This window comes from Pseudomonas nitroreducens TX1 (genome assembly GCF_000313755.1).
Classification (GTDB): domain Bacteria; phylum Pseudomonadota; class Gammaproteobacteria; order Pseudomonadales; family Pseudomonadaceae; genus Pseudomonas; species Pseudomonas nitroreducens_A.
On record NZ_AMZB01000061.1, the window covers coordinates 1 to 19,395 of the forward strand.

A 19,395-nucleotide genomic window follows, 5' to 3' on the forward strand; every position below is an offset into this window, starting at 1 on the left:
CCCGCCATCCACGAAGCAAGGCCGCCCGCGAGGCGGCCTTTTTATTTTCCCAGAATATCTCAGAACGTCCCATTTTTTGCCTGGAGGCCCCGTGTTTGCTGGGTTTCGTGATCGAGTGAGTCTCAAGGCGTCCCAAGACGCTTGACTGAATCCCAGTGAAAGTGGGGGGTTGAGTGGGGGGTTGGCAGTGAGTGGCCTCCTTGTTTTAAGACGATAGAGGAGCTCTGGGGATGGGGAAGTTAACCGCTAAGCAGGTGGAGAACCTTCTGCAGGCAGGTAGCTATGAGGATGGAGAAGGGTTGCGGATAACCGTCCAAACCTCGGGCAGGAAGAGCTGGATATTCCGGTATCAACTAAATGGCCGTCGCCGCGAGATGGGAGTGGGCGCCTATCCCCAGGTGGGGCTGAAGGACGCTCGTCTGGCATGCAGCGCTCTTCGCCTTCAAATCAGCTCGGGTATTGATCCTTTAGAGGCTCGCGATGCTGAACGGCGAGCTCGTGAAGATGCCGAGAGAGAAAGGCTGGCTCGGCTGAAGACATTTGAGCTAATTGCAAGGGAATACTTCGAAGCGCATAGCGGGGGGTGGTCTGATCGTTGGCGCAAGGGGTGGATTCGCAAGCTAGAAATCTACGTCTTTAGCAGCATCGGTAAGCTCAGTCCTAGAGACGTATCGACCGAAGATGTCTTAGGTATTTTGAGACCAATCTGGGCTGTCAAAAGCCGTACTGCGGATGAGGTGCGCTCGCAAATTGAGCAAGTTCTAGATGCTGCTAAAGCCCGGGGTCTTCGAGACGGTGAGAACCCTGCGCGCTGGAAAGGCCACCTGGACAATCTTCTGAGCAGGTCTGATAAGAAGAAGGCACGGACCAGTAAGAGCTTTGTTGCTCTAAAGTGGAAAGACGCTCCAGCATTGATGCGCAAGCTTGGTGAACTGAATATTAGGAACGCTCAGGCTTTGCAGTTCCTGCTACTCACCGGTGCACGCAGTCATATGGTTCGGTTCGCCAAATGGGATGAGTTCGACTGGGAAAAGCGGACCTGGAATCTCGAAGGCTCTCGGATGAAAACACGCCAGCCATTTACAGTTCCTTTGGCTGACGAGGTTGTCGCGTTTCTTGAATCAATCCCGAGGGTGAAAGACTCCCCGTATGTATTTCCTGGGCATGGTAGGTCTGGGGTTATGCACGCAAATGGCATGCGAAATCTTCTGCTCGATGATTTGGGGTATGAGGATGTGACTTGCCACGGTTTCCGCTCGACGTTCCGGGATTGGGCGGGGGAGTGCACCAACTATCCGAGAGAGGTCTGCGAGTTGTCTTTGGCGCATGATGAGCGGAGTAGCACGGAGAGCTCGTACTCACGAACCGATTTTTTAGAGAAGCGCCGACCTTTGATGGCCGACTGGGCGAGGTTTCTTTTGGAGGTGACTGATTCGGTAAATTGATGTTCTTCTTTTCGATCCCGTCACCGGAGGGCATTTGTGCTTACCAGTAGGACAGTATCTTTTGCTTAGGTGTTGGGGTTCTTAGGGCCTGCGTCGGTGAATCGAGAGATCGCTCGGCTGTAACCATTGCGTACCCCAGAAGAGAAGAACCCTCCACACTGCGATTTACGTGTGCAACCGTCGCATTCAGGAACATATTCGTTTTTCCAGTCACTGATGGACTCGCGGTAATAGGGGAGTACGTCGTCGTTCACCAGGCACAGCTGGTGGTTATAGACCGAGACGTTCATGCGATAGGCCGCCAGAATTCCTACTGCCTCACTCAAGACGTCTCGGTAGTCCGCGGGGTCAATCCATAGGGCGTCCAGATTGGCGCGTGTGAAGCCGATCATCTCCAGCCCCATCAGCGTCACGTGATCGACGAACAGTAGGTTCCTTGCGATGTATTCGCACAGCTGCGGCAGGCGACTGATTGACTGCTTGTGCACCACGATCCGAATCTCAACCTTCTGACCAAGACGCTTGAGGTTGAGGATTCCTTGTACGGTTTCCTGGAATGCCCCCGGTGCTTGAACGATGTAGTCATGCAGGTCGGGATCATCGGAGTAGAGCGGGATTCCGATCATGATGTCGGGGTGATCGATCTCGGCATACTGGCGAGCAAAATTCTCGTCAGCGAACGTACGTCCATTGGAGAGCACATGGACGACAGTCCTCGGCAGATACGACTTCATCATCCGGATGAGATTGATGAATCGAGCGCCGGCCAGCGTCGGTTCCCCGCCTGAAAAACCTACCTCAGGTGTCTCCCTGGGGATCAGGGGAATCAGCGTCTCAAGTTCATCGAGGATCCAGCTGTCGTCGATGTTCTTGGGGGGCTGAGAGCACATCAGGCAGCAGTGGTTGCACTGCTCTGTCACCAATAACGAGTTATGACCGGAGTTGGCCCTGAATAGCACTCGGATCGCCTGGCCGTCCAGCCGGATGATGTCGTTGTGGCCTAGGTAGTCGTAGTCATTGGGCAGCAGAGTGAAGGAGCTTTTGCCTTCCAGTTCTTGGGTACGCCAATCAAGAGATTCCGGGAATAGGTAGTGCTGGTAGCCTGCCGGAATATCTTGCGAAGAAACCAGAAATGCTCGAGTCGTTCGTAGCACCATCGGAAGCTCCGGGTTGGTGCTGACCTGCAGAAGCAATGGCCGATCCTGGACTTCGACGAGTTGGATTCGACCCACTTTCCCAGCGAGTTTCAGCATGCGTTTGCCCACTGCATGAAGAGGCGGCGAGTGGATGCATCAGACTGCATCAGGCCGATGAGATGTTTGAAGATGGTCATGTTCCGCTTGCAGAACGAGGACTCAGCTTTGCGGCCCAGGACGTCTTTGAAGATGGCGTGATGGAAGACTGGCTCAGCGCCGCAATAGGGCTCAAAGGCACAATCGGAGCACATCGGCGCACTTAGCGTGAAGGACTGCTCCAAAGCATCGAGCAGCGCATCGGAGAGGATGATGTCTTCGTAGCTGCCAGTCAGGATGTTGCCCAGCCGGAACGACTGGTCACCCATCTCTGCGAGCATCCGGCTCTCGTCCGAGGCGTAGACCGAACCGTCGTAGTTGAAGACGATCGCAGCAATGCCGGCGCCGGCGGGGTTCATCAGGTCGACGTAGCCCGGATCATTGCTAGTCAGCATTTTCTTCAAGACCAGCGATGCATAGTGCTCAACGAAGGGGATGCCTGCCTTGTTCAGCTCAAGGATGTACGCGAGCCCTTCCTTGTAGAACTCCAGCCAACGCTCCGTATCGTAGGTCATGAATTTGCGTGTTTTGATCGCAAATCCATACGGAGAAAGTGCTCGCAGAAAGATGCCGTTGAAACCCAGGCGGACGTACTCATCGATGATCTCTCGGACGCGAGCCAAGCTCTTATCTGTCGTAGTCATCAGGGCGCTGACTCTGTCCACGCCGAGGACATTTCTAGCCTTGGTCAAGCCTGCTTCGAAGCGCTCGTAGCTATCACGACCGACGCGCGGGCGATTTGCGTTGTGCAGGTCTGCTGGGCCATCGAGCGAGGTTGACAGGATGATGTCGTGCTCGTGGCAGAACTCAAGGACTTCGTCCGTGAGCAGTGAAAGCGTGGTGGCGATAACAAATTCCAGGTCGCGCTTTTCAACCAGGTTGCGCCGTTTGGCGGCCTCGACCACATAGCGCACCATCTCGAAATTCAAGAGCGGCTCGCCGCCCTGGAACTCGATCTTGATCGCTGGGTTGGGGGATCGGAAAACGAAATCCAGCGACTTATCTGCCATCTCTGGCGTCATGTCGAACGAGGTTTCCCCGTCCATCTGCCGGGACACTTGGCAGTATGGGCAGCTGTGGTCACACCGCAGGGTCACGACAAAGATGTGCAGGCTGGTGAAGCCGGCTAATCGCGAAAGTCGTGTGCGTAGTTTCAGCGCAAGCAGATCCAGCGGTGCCTGCTCATCGGCGTATCGTATGAAATGCTTGGCACGTAGCGACGCGTACAGCGGATGCTCAGCGGTCAGATCTTTGGAGAGGAGGGCGCGCAACTCCGGCATAGGCACGACAAGGTGTTCGCCGGTCATGTTGGTAATGACATAGTCATCACCCTCGAGACGATCGAATTTGAACGGCAGCAGCTCGTACCCATCTCGCCGGGTATAGGCATCCAGTCCCTGGAATTTACTCACTTCAGTTCAGCCTGGCGTTGGAGAAAGCCAATCCCATGATGAGGTTTCGGATGGGAGCGGTTTCAGTCTGAAGCTGCGCACGCAGCTGGTAGTCGAGGACGTCCTTGCGGAATTCTTCGACAGCGCGTTCAAACGCGTCTTGCTCAGTTGTGATGTTCCCGATCAGCTTGCAAATCATGCTCCCGCCATCGACCTTAAGATCGAGCGTGAAGGCGTGCATAGAGCGATATGCCGCCTTCTGGATCGCTTCGGCACCGTACAGCTGACTGTCGAAGGTCAGCTCAGCGAGACCAGCCATTAGCGGCTCGAATAGTGCGAGCTGTGAGAGCTATGGGATGCATGCGAGCTATGCGAGTAGTGAGCAGCAACCATCTGGCCGTCTTCACCACGCTTAAGGATGAAGCTGAAGAGGTTCTCACCTTGGCGGCCGGTGACCACTTGCTCGCCGACGTTGACGATAGGCAGTGCCGCAGCCTGGTTCTCAATGACGGTCCCTTCCGTAGCCTTATCGGTATTGGTGATGGCAGTGGATGCAGATGCTTGGTTAGCGGTTACCGCAGCGGTAAGCGTGGCGAGCGGCAGTAGGAATTCGCGCTTTTTCATCTCAACGTCCCTTTGAGTAGTGTGGATATGTCGGCACTATATCGATGTTACAAAAAGAGTCAAAGTGCCATTAGTCAGTGTGGGCAGTAGCTGCCGTTGAGCTCCTAACCTAGCTGGGCAGTCGCTAATGCCTTTTTTGCTTACCGGGGTGGTTAAAGGTGCTCTCCTTTTGCCCTTCCGATGCTGTTGATCGCTTGAGCTAAGGCTTGAGTGCGCCCGACGCAGGAGATCTGAATGCGCTCCAGCAAACCTGTGCTGCTCGTAAACTGCACCTCTTCGTAGCGTACGACGGGCAGCTTGCGGTTATTTTTGAAGCGCTTGTCCGGTCCACCTTTCTTGTTCACGAATTTCCAAGTCGTGCTGACGATCTCAGAGTCCTTAGGGACGGCGCCGTCTTCGATGAAATTTGTCGTGGAGATGTCGATTCGTAGGTTTTCGTAAGAGACAGCACCGACACCATTGGCTTCGAATACCAGTACCTTGTCCGGGAAAAAATACAGCGTCTGACGGCCAACCGGGATGCTTGGGGTTGCGACATTGGTTTTGACGAAGGGTGGATTTTTCAGTCCCAGGGCAATCGAGCTTCTGGTGACTAAGTGACTGGCGCCGGCGTGGTACTTGCGATCTGTTACTTTCCCCTGGGCTTGTAGATGCCAGGTCGCACGGCAGCTTCTGACTCCTTCGAAGGCCGCATGCAACTGCTCGACAACACCTGAAAATTCCGACTCGATGTCGTACAGCATTACGGTCGTTTTTCTCAATTGATCCCAGTAATAAGCTGCCGCCGTCAGCAAGCCACCTGCGATTAGCACAGTGAGGCCAGCCCAAGACGGTAGTTGCTTGTTGGCGATGAGAACGTATGCGCCGACCGTGAGAGCAGTGATAAAGGGCCAAAGACGTATACGTCTGCGCTTGGTGTTGAGTTCTTCGACGAGCGCCTGAGATGAAGAGTCCACCATCAGGCCGATCTCGCCACTGTCAATTTCCCTGAGGGGCTCATGCGTGCTTGATTGGATCTCCTGTGCGGGAGGCGGAGTGGGCCTCGATTTGGGGGTAGCAGTAGTGGGGGGAACACCTTGCGATGAGAGCGTTTGGCGGTAGTAGAAACCGCCGCGCCCCATGTGGATGTAGTTTCCTTTTGGGCCGGTCCCAACCCGCAGTCCTTTGATGCCTGCTGAGACCCCTATCCCGGATTTTGACAAGTTGAACTTGAATGGCCCGACGCGAACGGACTTGCGAATGTATAAACCCATGTTCCCTCCGGGTATGGCGACGGACGCCATACGGCTGGAGAGTCTTCCACCGTATGGCCGTCGTTTTGCGCGATAGCTGGTTCTGGAGCGCCGCCAGCTGTTCAGGAGAACAGCTTGTCGATCACCCCTTGGACCCTTGCTCGTGTTGAGGCAGATACTTTGCTCAGTCCGAGCTCCCGCGCCATGGCATATAGCAGGTCATCGCCAACAAGACTCTGATCAGCTAACGAGCGAGCGAGGGCAAGAAGCTCCAAGCCGCATATCTCGTCTACCGGGCGAATACTGTTGGCATCGGCTGGTTGCCGGTACACGATGGACTCGCGATCGGCTAAGCGTCGAGGCCAGTAGAACTGGCCAAGTTCGTCTTCAACCTTGCTTTGCTCACGATCTGCCACGGAGGCTACTCGATCACGAATTCTTGCCCCGGTTTTCTTCCATCCGTGAACACGGGCGATTCGGCGTGCAAGCGTTGTGTCGAGAATAGGGCCTTCTTCTTCGATGACGTGCTTGATCATCATGTCCAGGACGGTGTCATAGCTCGCCTCGAAGAATGCATCTGGGTCTACACCTTCCACGGCGCTCAGCGGGTCGCTCTCCCGGTAGAGAGCGAAGCCAATTGCGGGACGCCCTGTGTCGTTTTGGGGGCGCGCATAGCGCACCATCGGCATCTCGGCCTCTTCAGGCTCAGCTTCCGGCTCTACGGAGCCATCAGCTTCTTTGAAGTGAGAGCGGTCGACTGGCAATTCAACGACATTGTCCTCAAGTGGAACTTCGCTCTCAGCTGCTATAGCCGCCAACTGCTCTTGGACTTCCCGTGCCGCACGGTGCTGTCTGCTTTCGACCAACAGATTTTCAAGGCGCTCGTGAATCTTCTGAGCGGTACCCTGGCCGTCGATCCACCAGTCAGTCGACCAGATGCGAAGGATTTCCCATCCAAGGCCTCTGAGTACCTGTTCGCGGAGCTTGTCGCGATCACGAGCTGTTGCGCTGCGGTGGTAGGTCGCTCCGTCGCACTCTATGCCAGCGAGGTAACGGCCTGGAGCATCGGGATCGACTACTGCCAGGTCGATTCGGAATGACGACACGCCGACTTGAGTAACGACTTGCCATCCCTTAAGGCGCAACGCGTTTGCAACGGCCTCTTCGAATGGACTGTCGTATCCGCCTAGGCTGCCAGTGTCTATCTCGGCCAGTGCACGAGCACCGCGGTCTGCAAATTCGAGGAAGTGCTTGAGATCGCGTACACCCAATGCCTGAGTGCGCGCCAGATCGATTTTCTCGGCTCGCAGCGTGCTGAAGACACGAAGCTCGTGGCGGGCCCGGGTAACAGCAACGTTGAGCCTGCGCTCGCCGCCAGTACGGTTGAGCGGGCCGAAGTTCATCGCCACATTGCCCGCTGCATCCGGTCCGTAGGTGATCGAGAAATACATGATGTCTCTCTCGTCACCCTGCACGCTCTCCAGGTTCTTCACGAAGACGGGTTCTAGCTCGCTCTCCGAGAAATAGCTTTCCAGCGCGGGATCGTTTCTACGCTCGGTATCGAGAAGGTCTTCAATTAGCTTCTGCTGCTCACCGTTGAAGGTCACGACACCGATGGTCAGTTTGCTCTCTTTGAATCCGGGGCTGCGCAGTCGATCGATCAAGTCTCCAACCAAGGCTTTGGCCTCAGCCGGATTGGTGCGTGCCGACCCTTTCTCGTAGACACCGTTGACGATGTGCAGGCTGACAGCACGATCGGTGGTAACAGGCGAGGGGAAGGTTACTAGCTTGGATTCGTAGTACCTTTGATTCGAGAACGCGATCAGGCTTTCATGCCGGCTGCGGTAATGCCAGTTGAGGTTTCGGATTGGCAGGTTGGCACTGATGCACTCGTCCAAAATGCTTTCAAGGTCAGCTTCGACGTCAGCATCATCCTGCGTGGACTCGGCTCGATCAAAGAACGAAGTTGGTGGAAGCTGTTTGGGGTCACCGACCATCACTACTTGCTTGCCTCGAGCGATTGCACCGATCGCGTCCCATACCGGAATTTGCGACGCCTCGTCGAAGATCACTACATCGAAGACGCTCGAGTTTGCGGCCAAGTACTGGGCGATGGAGAGTGGGCTCATCAACAAGCACGGCGTAAGCTTGGTGAGCGCGTCGGGGATCTTCGACATCAGCTCACGCAGCGGCAGGTGGCGAGTTTTTTTCGTGATCTCGTGCCTAAGCACACCCCATTCCGAGTTCTTGCTCACCGAGTCCTGGGTGGGTAGTTCAGCGCAAAGGCGTGCACGCAACAGATCGCGAGTCAGCGCGGTGAAGCGATCGTCCAATGCTCGGAAGTCGCGAATACGCTGCTCATGCTCGACGCTGACGAATGTGCGAATGACAGGCTCATGATCAACAGCCGTGTTGAGCCACCAACGCGCGTAGTTTGTCTCGAAGGACTTGCGTACCGATCCCTGCGGTACGTGGCCGGCTTTTAGGGCATCAACTAAAGGCAGCAGGCCAAGCGCTGATGCTTCATCGCATGCCTTCTTCCAAGCACACCAAGCGCGTAAGCCATTGCCAGCTTGCACAATTTGCTCGCAGTGAAGGCGCTGCTGGGTGAGGTCTTGCTCACTAAATCTTGCCGCATCCTCTGCTATGAATTGCCCAGCTTCGACAAACGTGTGTGTCTGCGTGATGTAATGGTCCAGCGAATCTAGTAGCTCGCGTCCTGCTTGAGTTAACGGAGCTTCGGGTTCGAGTAGTGCGTTGGCTTCGCCGAGCAAGCGCGCCAGGGCAGACTTCACACCTTCGACATGCTCAGGCGTTTGGACAAGCGAGGAGATTGCCCCGGCCAAGTGCGCATGGAACTTCAGTACACGCGAGACCGCATCCTCTTTCGTTTGCAGCCCCAGCCAGAGGCCCGAGGTTAGCTCACGTAGGTCAGTCAGATTGCCCAGCTCTCGCTCGACTTCCTCACGCTGCCTGAGAGTTTTCAGTTCGCCCTGGAGCGATTCTCCACATGTACCGCTGGCGACGAGCTCATGCTCTTCCTCAAGTCGACCCTCGTGCTGAACCGGCCGCCGTGCACGTTGGAATGCCATCGCTGCGTTGAGTGCCTTTGCCTCAGTCTGCAAGCCGGACCAGAGCGAGCCCGTGGCCTTGGAAAGTGGCTCCAGCGTAGAAATCTCACTCTCGATAGACCGAATTTCCCGCATGCGCTCAAGTGTCTCTTTAATCGCGAGGCCGGCTTTCCCTTGAGTGATGAGATCGAACCCTTCATCTGACCATTGACGGCCCTCAGCAGAAGCTGCAAGCGCTGCCTGTGCTCGCATGGTCACTGCAAGAAGTGCTGGATCTGTTTTGGAGCCATTCCAGACAGGGCTACCGGCCTGTCCTGGATCGATAGCATCCAATCGAGCGCGGAGCTCGCGAATAGCGATCCAGCGTTGAAGGTCGTCAGCTATGCATGCAGGCGAAGGGGATACTTGAGTTCCTGCTAATAGGCCTCGAATCTTGCGCTGGACGAGCCAGGATTTAGGCCAGAACGCCTCGCTTCCTAGTTCCCACTCTTTCAGAAGTGCTTGGACATCCAAGGTTTCGATCGTGTCGTTGTAGGCGACAGATAGGGACTGCTTAATTCGCTCTGCCTCCGTGAGGGTCTCCAAGCCTTGGTTGAGCAAAATCATGCCCGCCACAGGCCAGGGTTGGGGGAGGCCAGATCTAAGCTCCGCATGCCTAGCCAATAGACCGAGTCCGCGGTGGCAGTCTTCCAGCGTGCTGGACGTCCAGAAGGCTGGAAGTGTTTGATTGAGGGCACGGTGTTGCTCAATGAACTTCACGCCCGCCTCTAGGCGTTGCCCTATGGCTCGTGCGTCGGGGCGAAGGACAAAGCTCCAGTTCTGTCCAGCGGCAGTGGGAAGGAGTTTTGCCAAGGCACCCAGTCCCTTAAGAGTTCTGCTATTGGCTGGCAGCGGAGGAAAACCAGACATCTGGCAGTAGCGCTCACTCGCCTTTTGCACCACATGTATGGATGGGCCAAGCTCACGCGCGGATTCGATGACCTTGTGCTGCCAGGTCGGAGACCAATCGTTGTTCCCAATCAGGTGCAACGGGTGATGGTCTAACGTACTGAAACCGACAGCTTGAGCATTCACTTCCAGACGATCTGCAATCTCTCGTAGCGCAAGCATGTCGGCGGATTGATGCTGCGAATGTGAGGGCCAAGCGAGATTTATGGGCGCTAGATCCTGGTTGGTACTGACGATGCCGATAGCGTTATAGATCGTGTACCCGTTGGGATAGCTCTCGTGCAGTCGTTCGACATACAGGTTTAGAACGTCGCGATGTCCCTGGAGGCGCTGGGCCTCGATCTGCCAAGTTGCTGCATCCGCAGTGCCGCGAGCCTCCCACGCAGAATGCAGTTGGGAGAGAACTTCGGTTTTCTTCGACTTGCTGGAGTGAACCTCAAGGCAAAACTCGCCCAGTCCGACTTCTCGCAGCCGTCGATAAACTACGTCTAGTGCAGCGATCTTTTCCGAGACGAAGAGCACGCGTTTCTGCTGAGCGGTGAACTGGGCGATCATGTTCACGATCGTCTGACTTTTTCCGGTGCCAGGCGGGCCGATGAGCACGAAATCGCGCCCTTGAGCAGCAGACAACACAGCGGATAGTTGTGATGAATCGGAGGGAAGGGGGCAGAAAACCTTCTGTGGGCTGTACTGCGAATCCAGTAGCCGCTCTTCTGGGAATGTGCCGCTACCTCCACCGTCAAACGCATCGCGGGGCGTATCCAGTAAATGCTTGACCACTGGGCTCTGACGGAGAGCTTCAGAACGCTCCGAGAGATCTTTCCACATCAGGTATTTGGCAAACGAGAACATCGAAAGAACGACGTCTTCGCTGACTTCCCAGCCTTTGATGTCTTTGACCGCTTGAGCGACAGTTCTCCAGATCAGCGCAACGTCCAGACCCGAATCATCTTTCGGAAGCTCGCCATCACCGATTCCCAGGCTAAGTTCAAAGTCCTGGCGAAGCATTTCCTGCAGGGTTGGGTTGAATCGAGGCTCGTCATCATGAATGACCAGCGTGAAGCCCGCACCTGCGCTCTTTCGCTCTAGCGTTACGGGGACCAGAATCAGCGGAGCCCGATAGCGTTGGCTTTCTCGGTCTTCACGTGTCCAGGTTAAGAATCCAAGCGCCAAGAACAGAGTGTTGGAGCCCCCCTCTTGCAGGTTCGTGCGCGCACCACGATAAAGCTCTGTGAGACGGGTATCGAGTTCCGCGACTGGCAGTCCCACGAATACCTCTTTGCGCTTAAGCGCGTCTAGGGCGTGCTGCCGTCGTATATCTTCCCGCTCTCGCTCTTCGTGCAATGCTTGATCGCGAGGATCAGAGCCATCCATGAGGTCTGGCCGAGTCAGCAGCTTCAACTGCTGACCGCTGGCGAGAATGTCCTCCAGGGCGGCGGCATCGGGAGCTTCCAGGCGCACCGCTTTCTTCCCGGCTTTAAAGTTCAGCAGGTTGTTGCGCAAGGACAGGTCTAGAAGCTTTCGTTGCCAGCGCGCAAGGCGATCTTTCGGATCGAGCGAAGCAACATCGACCTCAACGGGGGCTTCATCAGGAAGCTCTGGAGGCAGGTCGATAAGGAGTTCTAGCCCGTCGTCGTGTTGCTCTTGACTCTCGCTGCTCAGAGCTGGAGTAGCCTCAGCACTGGCCAAAGGCTTGATTCGCTGTAGCCGAGCACGACGGATATCCAGTGCGATCTCAAAATCGTGCTCCTGTCCTGCTGCCAGGTGCTGAGCCCCGCGCTCGATCGCGTAAGAAAGTGATGGAGTGTTTGGTTGGGTGATCAGCGTGGTTTCGAACAGCTTCAGTTCGTTAAGCTTTATCCGCTTACGCAGAGCGGTGATGTCGTCGACGGTGCTGTTGGAGAACTCTTCAGCTTTGAGCCAGAAGCCTGAAAACGCGTGGCCACGAGTGAAGATCAGTAAGGGGTTTAGGCCCGCCTGCTCCAGGGCAGCGCAGAACAGCAGAGATAGGTCAAAACAAGTTGCAAGACCACTCTCAAGGATGTGGCTCGGGCTACGGACTTTCTGGCCAAACTGCTCGAAGCTGGCGGGCGGAAGAGCATAGTCCAACTTGATGGATGCGACTGCAGCCCAGATGGCTGAGGCAATCTCCCATGCGTGCGCGGAACCACCAGAGTAACCATTGAGAGCGGGGTTTTTCCCTTGTGCTCGCAGCAACTCCGCTGCCTTCTTCAACAACCGTTCGACGGCGACGTCGTTAGGCTGAACAAAAGCGGCCGTCATATCGGGAAGATGCGATAGACCACCCCAGTGATTACGGGGCAGTAGCTCCAAATCGAGCTCAAGACGAGCGACTTCTTGACGCTCTGTGCCAGTGGGGCTTTGAGCTGTCAGAGTGAAGGTGACGACAGCTTGTTCGGCCTCAGTCAGTCTGGCGAGGAGGGCGCCATCAATTTGCAGGTCTAGCCCAGGGATAGGTAGGAACGTGCTAGGTGACAACGTGTCGATGTGCCACGTCTTCGGCTTAAAGACGAGTAGGTCGGATAGCAGTTGAAGTTCAAGACCGGTGTACTTCTGATCAGTGTCGTTGATCAGGCGCAGCTCTCGAATAACCGGGACCGAGTTCTGGAAGTCTGCCAGGTTTAGCTTTGCAACCAGTGTGGTTTGGATGCGAACAGTTTTGATCGGGGCAGACTCAACAGCCTGAACGATTGCTTGCGTGTCTTGGGGCAGCTCGCTGTCGGGCTGCTCAATAACTTCGTCACTCATGCCGCTCTCCTTGTCCCTGCTCGGCCATGCGGCCAAGTGGCGGAAGACTCTCGAGCCGAGTCATCTCTCGGCGCGCGCTTCCATGCTTTGCGCATCCTAACTGGGGGGCAAGGTGATGGCGAGTGGCCAAAGAGCTCTGCTGGCGAATCGTCCCTTATATAGCGGATATAGCAGGTAGCACGCCTAGAATCGCTTCTTTACCGATCGTGTGCCGCCACAAGAAGAAACCTGATTTGCTGTATGCAAGGCTGATGTACTGCGACAAATCTTTGATTTGGAATAGATGTCTCTTCGGATCCGTCACGTGCTTCTTGTTTAGCGCGCCAATGACGCTGAGCGGCCATGGATGCGGTCTACACAGGGCTCAGCGGGTAGCTTGTTGATATCTCAATGATTGCAAAGTTTTGACGACACAGCAGGGCACGACTATGAGAGTGCCTGATTACACTGTACGTTGCTTCGCCCTAGGTTACAGGTCTCGGATAGGACGCTTGTGATACATTCGCTCCCCCAAAAAAACGCATGCTCAATGGAGAGTGAAACATGTACCAATGTCCGCGCTGTGAAGGTGATCTCGGTGATCTTGATCCAGTAATGGATAAGTTGAGCGCCGACAAGCTGAATGGGGAGCACTTCTTTGACTGCCCTTGTTGCCATGTCCCTCTACGGGCGTTCAGTCTTGTATCGGCCTACTATGTCGAGCCGGCAGATGGTTCAAGCAAGCCTAGGCTCATTGGCGCAGCTTGAACAATGTAGCTCTGTTGGCCGCGCTGCATCGACTGGATTTGCTGCTCGGGCGCATCAGATGGGCCTGAGCTGGATGGGGCTTAGTAACAGGCCTCCACTGAGACCACAGCCGGGCATCAGCCCAGCCACATGAGAACTTGCTACGGACCAGTAGCCTCTTCCTGTCGACCTTCTGCCTGCAATGGTCCTTAGGCAGAAATTTCCAAATCAATATCCGAAAGCGGCTGGCGCGCAGCACATCGACCAAGAGGCTGAGCGTCATCTAGTGACTGTGAACAGAGTATTCGGCGCATAGGCATGTCTTGCGCAGTTTCTTGAGTAGGGGCAGAAGGTCCTTTCTAGTCCCTTAGCTGGGCACCTTATAGCCCAAGTAGACTGGGCTGAAGCAGGGATCTGGGCCTTCTGCTAGTGCAACCGTTTTGCTAAATGTTCTGCGCAAAGGTCCGAGATAGAGCTGTTGGCTCTGAATGTGGGGTTTTGTTGAGCTGGTAGGGGCGTGTCCGGGTATCCGTTTTATTTAAGATTCATCCGATTGAAATGATCATGCTGATCGCGGCTGATAAAGACAGTGTGGACCGCTAATATTTGACTGTGGCAGAGGTAGTCCCTACCGACTGTGCGGGAAATTAAGTAGGATTTCCTTGGTTTTTTTGATTTGTTAAAAGCTGAAGCCTGAAGTTGAGAACTTGTTGAACAATTTGTTTTTTTGGCTATCGTAATTTACCAATCCAGCTGTAGAGCTAAAGGAAATCAAGTATGTCTAGACTCGCTGAGTTTCGTGCCGCAGAAAAAGCCCTCCAGGAGCAGCTGGCCTATCTGGAGTCAATGAAAAATGACGCTGGTCTCAAGCGTGAGATAAAGTTCGAGGAAGATCTTAAGAAGCTGATGCAGGAGTACGGTAAGAGCCTGCGTGATGTCGTTGCCATTTTGGATCCCGAGTCTCATCGGGCCGCAGGGAAATCCTCCGTCCGGGGGCAGCTACCCAACGCAAAGCCCGTGCTATCAAGGTCTACAAGAACCCGAACACCAACGAGGTGGTTGAGACCAAGAGCGGCAACCACAAGGTGCTGAAGGCTTGGAAAGCTGAGTATGGCAACGATCTTGTTGAGTCTTGGCTGCAAAGCTGAACAAAAGGCCGCAATTGCGGCCTTTTTTTGTCGAGTTTGGGGCTCGTATCTTAATTGCAGCAAGCGGCTCCCAGGACGGCGCCTTTGCATCATTCCCTTACCGACCGTGGTCGGTATCGTCGATGTGCGCAAAGCCATCAGAGATCCGGCGCGCTGAATCTGGTAGTCCGTATCGCCATTAGTTTCGCATATTGGATATTCTCCTGATTATTGTGGAAGCATGAACTCCGTCGCTGGTAGGTCGGTGCGTGCATGTTCGCTAAATAAATTTAATTCTCTTATGTATTATTGTTAATTGGGCTTCTTGCTATCTAGTGTTAGTGCTGGTTGTTAAGTATTTTTAGTGTGGGTTTAATATAGTTTGGTCGGCTCGTAAAATATTAATTCAGTCCTCATATGCTCTGCTCCTAGAAAGGCAGGTGTCCCGGAAGGCAAAGTTATAATCAAGGCATTCATCTGAGACGAATGATTTGTTATCTAGTTACGTGCTAGTAATAAAGTTCTTTAAGGTCTCAGTCGTTATGTGTTTAAAGCTATTGATGCACTATAAGAACTATATCGAGAGGATACCTCTTAGTCATCCGAAGTGATGCTAGAGCCCACGCATGGCCTCAGGATGCTTGTCACGAGCTATTTGACTGCATTAAACTGAAAATTCTAAATGATGGTCGTAATACAAATAGTTTTCGCAGCCCTGTTTATCTTCGAGATGTCCTCTGGTGCCGTATTAGTGTCCTCTGGCGACAAAGGTTGATCCAGAAACATTGCACTTTGATTTTGGCTAAGACAGCTATCAGACTAGGGCGGATCGGATGGCTCTTGCGTAGAGCGTTGAAGGGAAGAATCAAGTGTTTCGAATAAGCTCAGGATTGATCAGTCAACTAGTAAACGTCTTGAGGTGTGAGGGCCTGGATGCTGAGCGCTTGTGCCAGGAAGCGGGTATCGATCGAAATAAGTTGTTGGGTGTGGGTGGCTTCTTCGATTCAGATGATCTTGTCAGACTGGCAGAGATCTCGGCTAGAGAGTGTGGTGTAGCGCATATTGGATTACGTGCCTACGACGATTTTCTTCCGGGCGTATTTCAATTGGTAGGCTACGTCATGTTGTCGAGCCATTGCTTGATGGAGGGGTTGGAGTACTTGGTGAAGTACTCTGAGCTGATAGGCAATGGATTTGTAGTTGGGCTCGATGACGAGGGAGATGGTGTCCGGATTTGGTCCATGGATTATCAAGAAAATGAAACTCCTGGCGCTCACGTTCTGCAAGATATTGCTGTTTCGTCTTTGTTAGGGTTTCTAAAGTGGGTTTTAGGTGGGAGGGATCTATCATTTAGAGAGGTGGCGTTTTCTTATCAGAAGCCAGTAGATGTGTCTGAACATACGCGCTTGTTCGGTGAGAACGTAAGCTTTGGAGAAGCTAGAACGAGTGTTGTGCTTGATAAAAATATGCTGTTAGAACCTTTGAGTACTGCTGACGAAGGCTTGTTGCTGATGCATGATAATTTTGCAAGGTCTCAAGTTGATCGATTGCGCCGGCTAACCTATAGCGATTCGGTAAAGAAGGTTCTGTTAGAACAGCTATCTCAGGGCGTGAGTGATATGAACTCAGTAGCTCTAGCCTTAAAGCTAGGGAAGCGCACCTTGCAGAGGGGGTTGGCGAAGGAAGGTAGTAATTTCAAGGTAATCCTTGACGGCGTACGTTGCCAATTAGCGGAGCACTACTTGGCACATGGTTCTATGGATATATCGAAAATAGCTGAATTGTTAGCCTTTAAGGAGGTTAGCAGCTTCCACAAGGCCTGCCAGCGCTGGTTCAAGGTTAGTCCTGGAGTGTTTAGGGCTAATAGGTTCAGGGCGATTTTGCCTGCTTAAGAACTCACGCGAGAGCGGGAGGATAGCAGGGTGGCTATTACATGCTTCTGTCAGGATATTCTGAATAAACCTTGGCGCGGATTGCTGGTGTGAAGTCTAGGCGCACGAGGACACGTTAGCGGTTTCGCAGGATATTGCTTGATGAGTCAGAGTTCGTGATCATTTGCGTGTACTCTGGTGCATGCTTTTCTTGGCGGTCTATGTGTGGCGGAGGAGTAGTAACTAGCTACGCAGTTGTGAATGCTAAGGTAGAGCTCAAGAATGGATGCTGAGGTTAATATTTGTGGAAAAATTAAGTAGGCAAATCGTTCGGCGCCAGGTTCATTGTCAGAGTTGTACATTAGCGGACCTATGCCTTCCTTTTGCGTTGTCCCATCGTGAAATTGATATTCTCGATGAAATGGTAAAGCGCAGCCGACCTTTGGAGAGAGGTGAGTTTCTATTTCGTCAGGGAGAGGCCTTCCGCTCGATATTCGCTCTCCGCACGGGGACCGTTAAGAACTATTGCATTACTGATGGTGGAGTGGAGCAAATTACAGGATTTCAATTGCCTAGTGAGATCCTTGGTTTGGCCGGTATGGGCGAAGGGACGTATCCAGTGTCAGCTCAAACACTCGAGTCCAGTTCAGTTTGTGAGATACCATTTGAGCGACTGGACGAGTTAACTGAGGTGATTCCGCAGTTGCGGCGCCAACTGATGCGGACTATGAGTCGCGAAATTCGTGAGGACCAGCAAATGATGCTGCTCTTGTCAAAAAAGACTTCGGAGGAAAGAATTGCCACTTTTTTAATAAATCTTTCTGCTCGATTTCGTGCTCGCGGATATTCTGCCCATACTCTTCGGCTAAGTATGTCTCGGGGTGAGATTGGGAATTATTTGGGCGTCGCTATGGAAACCGTTTCTAGAACTTTTGCGAAGCTGCAGCAGCAGGGGCTAATTCGGGTGAATGGAAGAGAGGTAGAGATGGTGGATTCAATAAGACTATGCCAATTGGCAGGTGGAGGGTATCGATAGCTATATTCGAACGGTCGTGTAGTGGCTAGTCCATTATTGTTGGTCGATTTTACCAAGTTCTATGGGGTTTTACATGTTAAGGAAAACATGGTTGGTTCTGGCGATTGTTACTTGTCTTTTATCTTTTGTTTTGCTTGCAGTGGCCCTGGTCTTGGGATTCATACTTTTTTGGGCGGGCTTTGATGAAGGCGCATTAAGCGAGCGGATATTGTCATTTGTAGGTGGTGGGATAGTTGTGGTAATCGTTCTGGCAATAGTCTTTTCAGCTGCTCCTTTAAAGCGTTTGAGTGATTGCTGGAGGGAGTGTATTAATTAGTAAAGATTTTAACATTAAGTCTTTTCCAGTGTCCCCGTACGATAACATAGCCAATGTGTGGAAAGGGGTTAATGATCGTCTCGACTCTCAGCTCCATGAAATGCTGCGTGATATCGTTTGTAGGCATGAGAGTGAATTGGTTGAGGAGTTTTGTAATGCTGTTCTTAATAATCCAGCGTCGGCCGTATTTCTGAGCCAAGGGCGTGCTGATGTAGAGTTGAAATTGCATAAATGGATTAATAATACATTTTATGTTTCGCTCGATAAAAATTATATCGAGGCTATCAATTTTTAGCGAGGTGTTGGTGAGTTATTTGCCCGTCTTGGTACTCCGCTACATGTAGTGATGGAGGGGGTTCGTGTTGTTCTGTCTAGGTTGCATGAGATTTTACTTTTGACTTCTCCTGCTGCCGGTGTTGATGTGTTTTCATGTGTCATGGAGGGCGTGAGTCAGGCTGTTCAAGTTATATGTTTGGCATACGATGATTTTCGAATTGATAATTCTAGAGCTGAGGATCTGTGTCGTCTTTTTGTTATTTCTAAAGATTCTGGGGTGGAGAAAGAACGCCAGAAATCAGCATTGCTCAGTTGGGAGAACAAGCTGATTTGCGATGTTTTACTTGGTGCTCCAGTTGCATCTATTTCTTTTTTGAGTAAGTCGGATTTTGGTATTTGGTTTCTGCATAAAGGGGTTCTTTGTTTCGACGGGGTAAGAGAGGTTGACGAAATACTTTTTCAGTTTGGCAGATTGGACTCTGTTGTGTCTGAGGCTATAGGGAGGGGGGATCTCGGCACCGGATTTTTATTGGATGTCCGAGATGGGTGTAGTGTAATTCGTTTTCTCTTGGATAGTATGTTTGATCAAGTTATAAGTCTAGAGTCTGGGCGAGATGTTCTGACACGACTCCTTAATCGAAGATGCCTTCAAAGTGTCATGTTGCGAGAACTTAATTATTTGCGCCGCAATGAGTCTTTCTTGTCAGTGTTAACTATAGATATAGATAGCTTCAAATTTATAAATGATAGCTACGGCCATGCAGTGGGGGACGAAGTTATAAAGCGTGTCGCCACCTTGGTTTCTGAGAGCGTTCGTGGTGGGGATTATGTGTTCCGGCTAGGAGGGGAAGAGTTCTTGGTCGTGCTGGTTGAGGCGTCTGAAATCCCGGCTCGTAGAGTTGCAGAGAAAATTTGCAGAAGAGTACAGAAAGAAATTATTTCTATAAATGATGGGCGGAGCATTTCTGTGACTGTCAGTATTGGCGTCGCAGAGTACGATGGTCATCCAGATTATACACGTCTACTTAAGGCTTCTGATGCAGCGCTCTATGTGGCAAAGAGTAACGGTCGTAACCAGGTTGTGGTCAGCTCAAGTCTTCATGTGAACTAAGCGCTGATGGAGCTCAGCGCTATCACAGCCGCTGAGCAAGCACCTTCCAGTGCTACCAGTGAGTTAGTATTCCACGGGATCGCGGATGATTGGACAGGTCATGCAGTGACCGCCCCCACGGCCCCGGCCCAGTTCGCCGGCGCTGATGGTGATGACTTCC

11 protein-coding genes and 1 pseudogene are annotated in these 19,395 nt (G+C 52.9%); 5 read left to right on the forward strand and 7 right to left on the reverse strand.

The window, feature by feature from the left end; translation table 11 throughout:
- Positions 1-230 precede the first annotated feature (230 nt).
- Entirely contained in the window at positions 231-1,445 is a 1,215-nt protein-coding gene (locus tag C167_RS0101925; protein ID WP_017516595.1) for a tyrosine-type recombinase/integrase, read from the forward strand.
- Between the two features lie 65 nt (positions 1,446-1,510).
- On the opposite strand, the gene hxsC is transcribed toward C167_RS0101925, so the two are convergent.
- From hxsC to C167_RS0101955, 6 genes are all read right to left on the reverse strand, one after another.
- On the reverse strand, positions 1,511-2,698 hold the full coding sequence (gene hxsC / locus C167_RS0101930; RefSeq protein ID WP_037005908.1) for a His-Xaa-Ser system radical SAM maturase HxsC: 1,188 nt from the start codon (positions 2,696-2,698) through the stop codon (positions 1,511-1,513).
- Positions 2,692-4,149, reverse strand: a complete 1,458-nt coding sequence (gene hxsB, locus C167_RS0101935; RefSeq protein ID WP_017516597.1) for a His-Xaa-Ser system radical SAM maturase HxsB — start codon at positions 4,147-4,149, stop codon at positions 2,692-2,694. Before hxsB ends, hxsC begins: the two co-directional genes overlap by 7 nt.
- A gap of 1 nt (position 4,150) precedes the next feature.
- A complete protein-coding gene (hxsD, locus tag C167_RS0101940) occupies positions 4,151-4,447 on the reverse strand; it encodes a His-Xaa-Ser system protein HxsD (RefSeq protein ID WP_017516598.1) in 297 nt (98 codons plus the stop codon).
- Entirely contained in the window at positions 4,447-4,752 is a 306-nt protein-coding gene (hxsA2, locus tag C167_RS0101945) for a His-Xaa-Ser repeat protein HxsA2 (RefSeq protein ID WP_017516599.1), read from the reverse strand. Before hxsA2 ends, hxsD begins: the two co-directional genes overlap by 1 nt.
- A 152-nt stretch (positions 4,753-4,904) precedes the next feature.
- On the reverse strand, positions 4,905-6,005 hold the full coding sequence (locus C167_RS0101950) for a DUF4236 domain-containing protein (RefSeq protein WP_026078745.1): 1,101 nt from the start codon (positions 6,003-6,005) through the stop codon (positions 4,905-4,907).
- 101 nt (positions 6,006-6,106) lie between these two features.
- Positions 6,107-12,772, reverse strand: a complete 6,666-nt coding sequence (locus C167_RS0101955) for a DUF3320 domain-containing protein (protein ID WP_017516601.1) — start codon at positions 12,770-12,772, stop codon at positions 6,107-6,109.
- Positions 12,773-14,275: 1,503 nt separating this feature from the next.
- Here C167_RS0101955 and C167_RS33510 point away from each other — a divergent pair.
- The 4 genes and pseudogenes from C167_RS33510 to C167_RS33520 all read left to right on the forward strand — a co-directional run bounded on the left by C167_RS33510 (position 14,276) and on the right by C167_RS33520 (position 19,235).
- A pseudogene (locus C167_RS33510) lies at positions 14,276-14,646 on the forward strand (histone-like nucleoid-structuring protein, MvaT/MvaU family).
- Between the two features lie 848 nt (positions 14,647-15,494).
- Positions 15,495-16,517, forward strand: coding sequence for an AraC family transcriptional regulator (locus tag C167_RS32065; RefSeq protein ID WP_037005911.1), 1,023 nt, complete (start codon positions 15,495-15,497; stop codon positions 16,515-16,517).
- Between the two features lie 265 nt (positions 16,518-16,782).
- Positions 16,783-17,532, forward strand: coding sequence for a fumarate/nitrate reduction transcriptional regulator Fnr (fnr, locus tag C167_RS33515; RefSeq protein WP_052172137.1), 750 nt, complete (start codon positions 16,783-16,785; stop codon positions 17,530-17,532).
- Positions 17,533-18,293: 761 nt separating this feature from the next.
- On the forward strand, positions 18,294-19,235 hold the full coding sequence (locus C167_RS33520) for a GGDEF domain-containing protein (protein ID WP_157837680.1): 942 nt from the start codon (positions 18,294-18,296) through the stop codon (positions 19,233-19,235).
- Between the two features lie 63 nt (positions 19,236-19,298).
- Here C167_RS33520 and C167_RS34390 read toward each other — a convergent pair.
- On the reverse strand, positions 19,299-19,395 hold a 97-nt coding region (locus C167_RS34390; RefSeq protein ID WP_157791809.1), incomplete at its 5' end, for an arginine deiminase family protein.

What these genes read in the sequence shown, in the direction of transcription:
- C167_RS0101925 (WP_017516595.1), top strand. Translation starts at nt 231, where the DNA reads ATGGGGAAGTTAACCGCTAAGCAGGTGGAGAACCTTCTGCAGGCAGGT.
- hxsC (WP_037005908.1), bottom strand. Translation starts at nt 2,698, where the DNA reads ATGCTGAAACTCGCTGGGAAAGTGGGTCGAATCCAACTCGTCGAAGTC.
- hxsD (WP_017516598.1), bottom strand. Translation starts at nt 4,447, where the DNA reads ATGGCTGGTCTCGCTGAGCTGACCTTCGACAGTCAGCTGTACGGTGCC.
- hxsA2 (WP_017516599.1), bottom strand. Translation starts at nt 4,752, where the DNA reads ATGAAAAAGCGCGAATTCCTACTGCCGCTCGCCACGCTTACCGCTGCG.
- C167_RS0101950 (WP_026078745.1), bottom strand. Translation starts at nt 6,005, where the DNA reads ATGGGTTTATACATTCGCAAGTCCGTTCGCGTCGGGCCATTCAAGTTC.
- C167_RS0101955 (WP_017516601.1), bottom strand. Translation starts at nt 12,772, where the DNA reads ATGAGTGACGAAGTTATTGAGCAGCCCGACAGCGAGCTGCCCCAAGAC.
- fnr (WP_052172137.1), top strand. Translation starts at nt 16,783, where the DNA reads ATGCTGAGGTTAATATTTGTGGAAAAATTAAGTAGGCAAATCGTTCGG.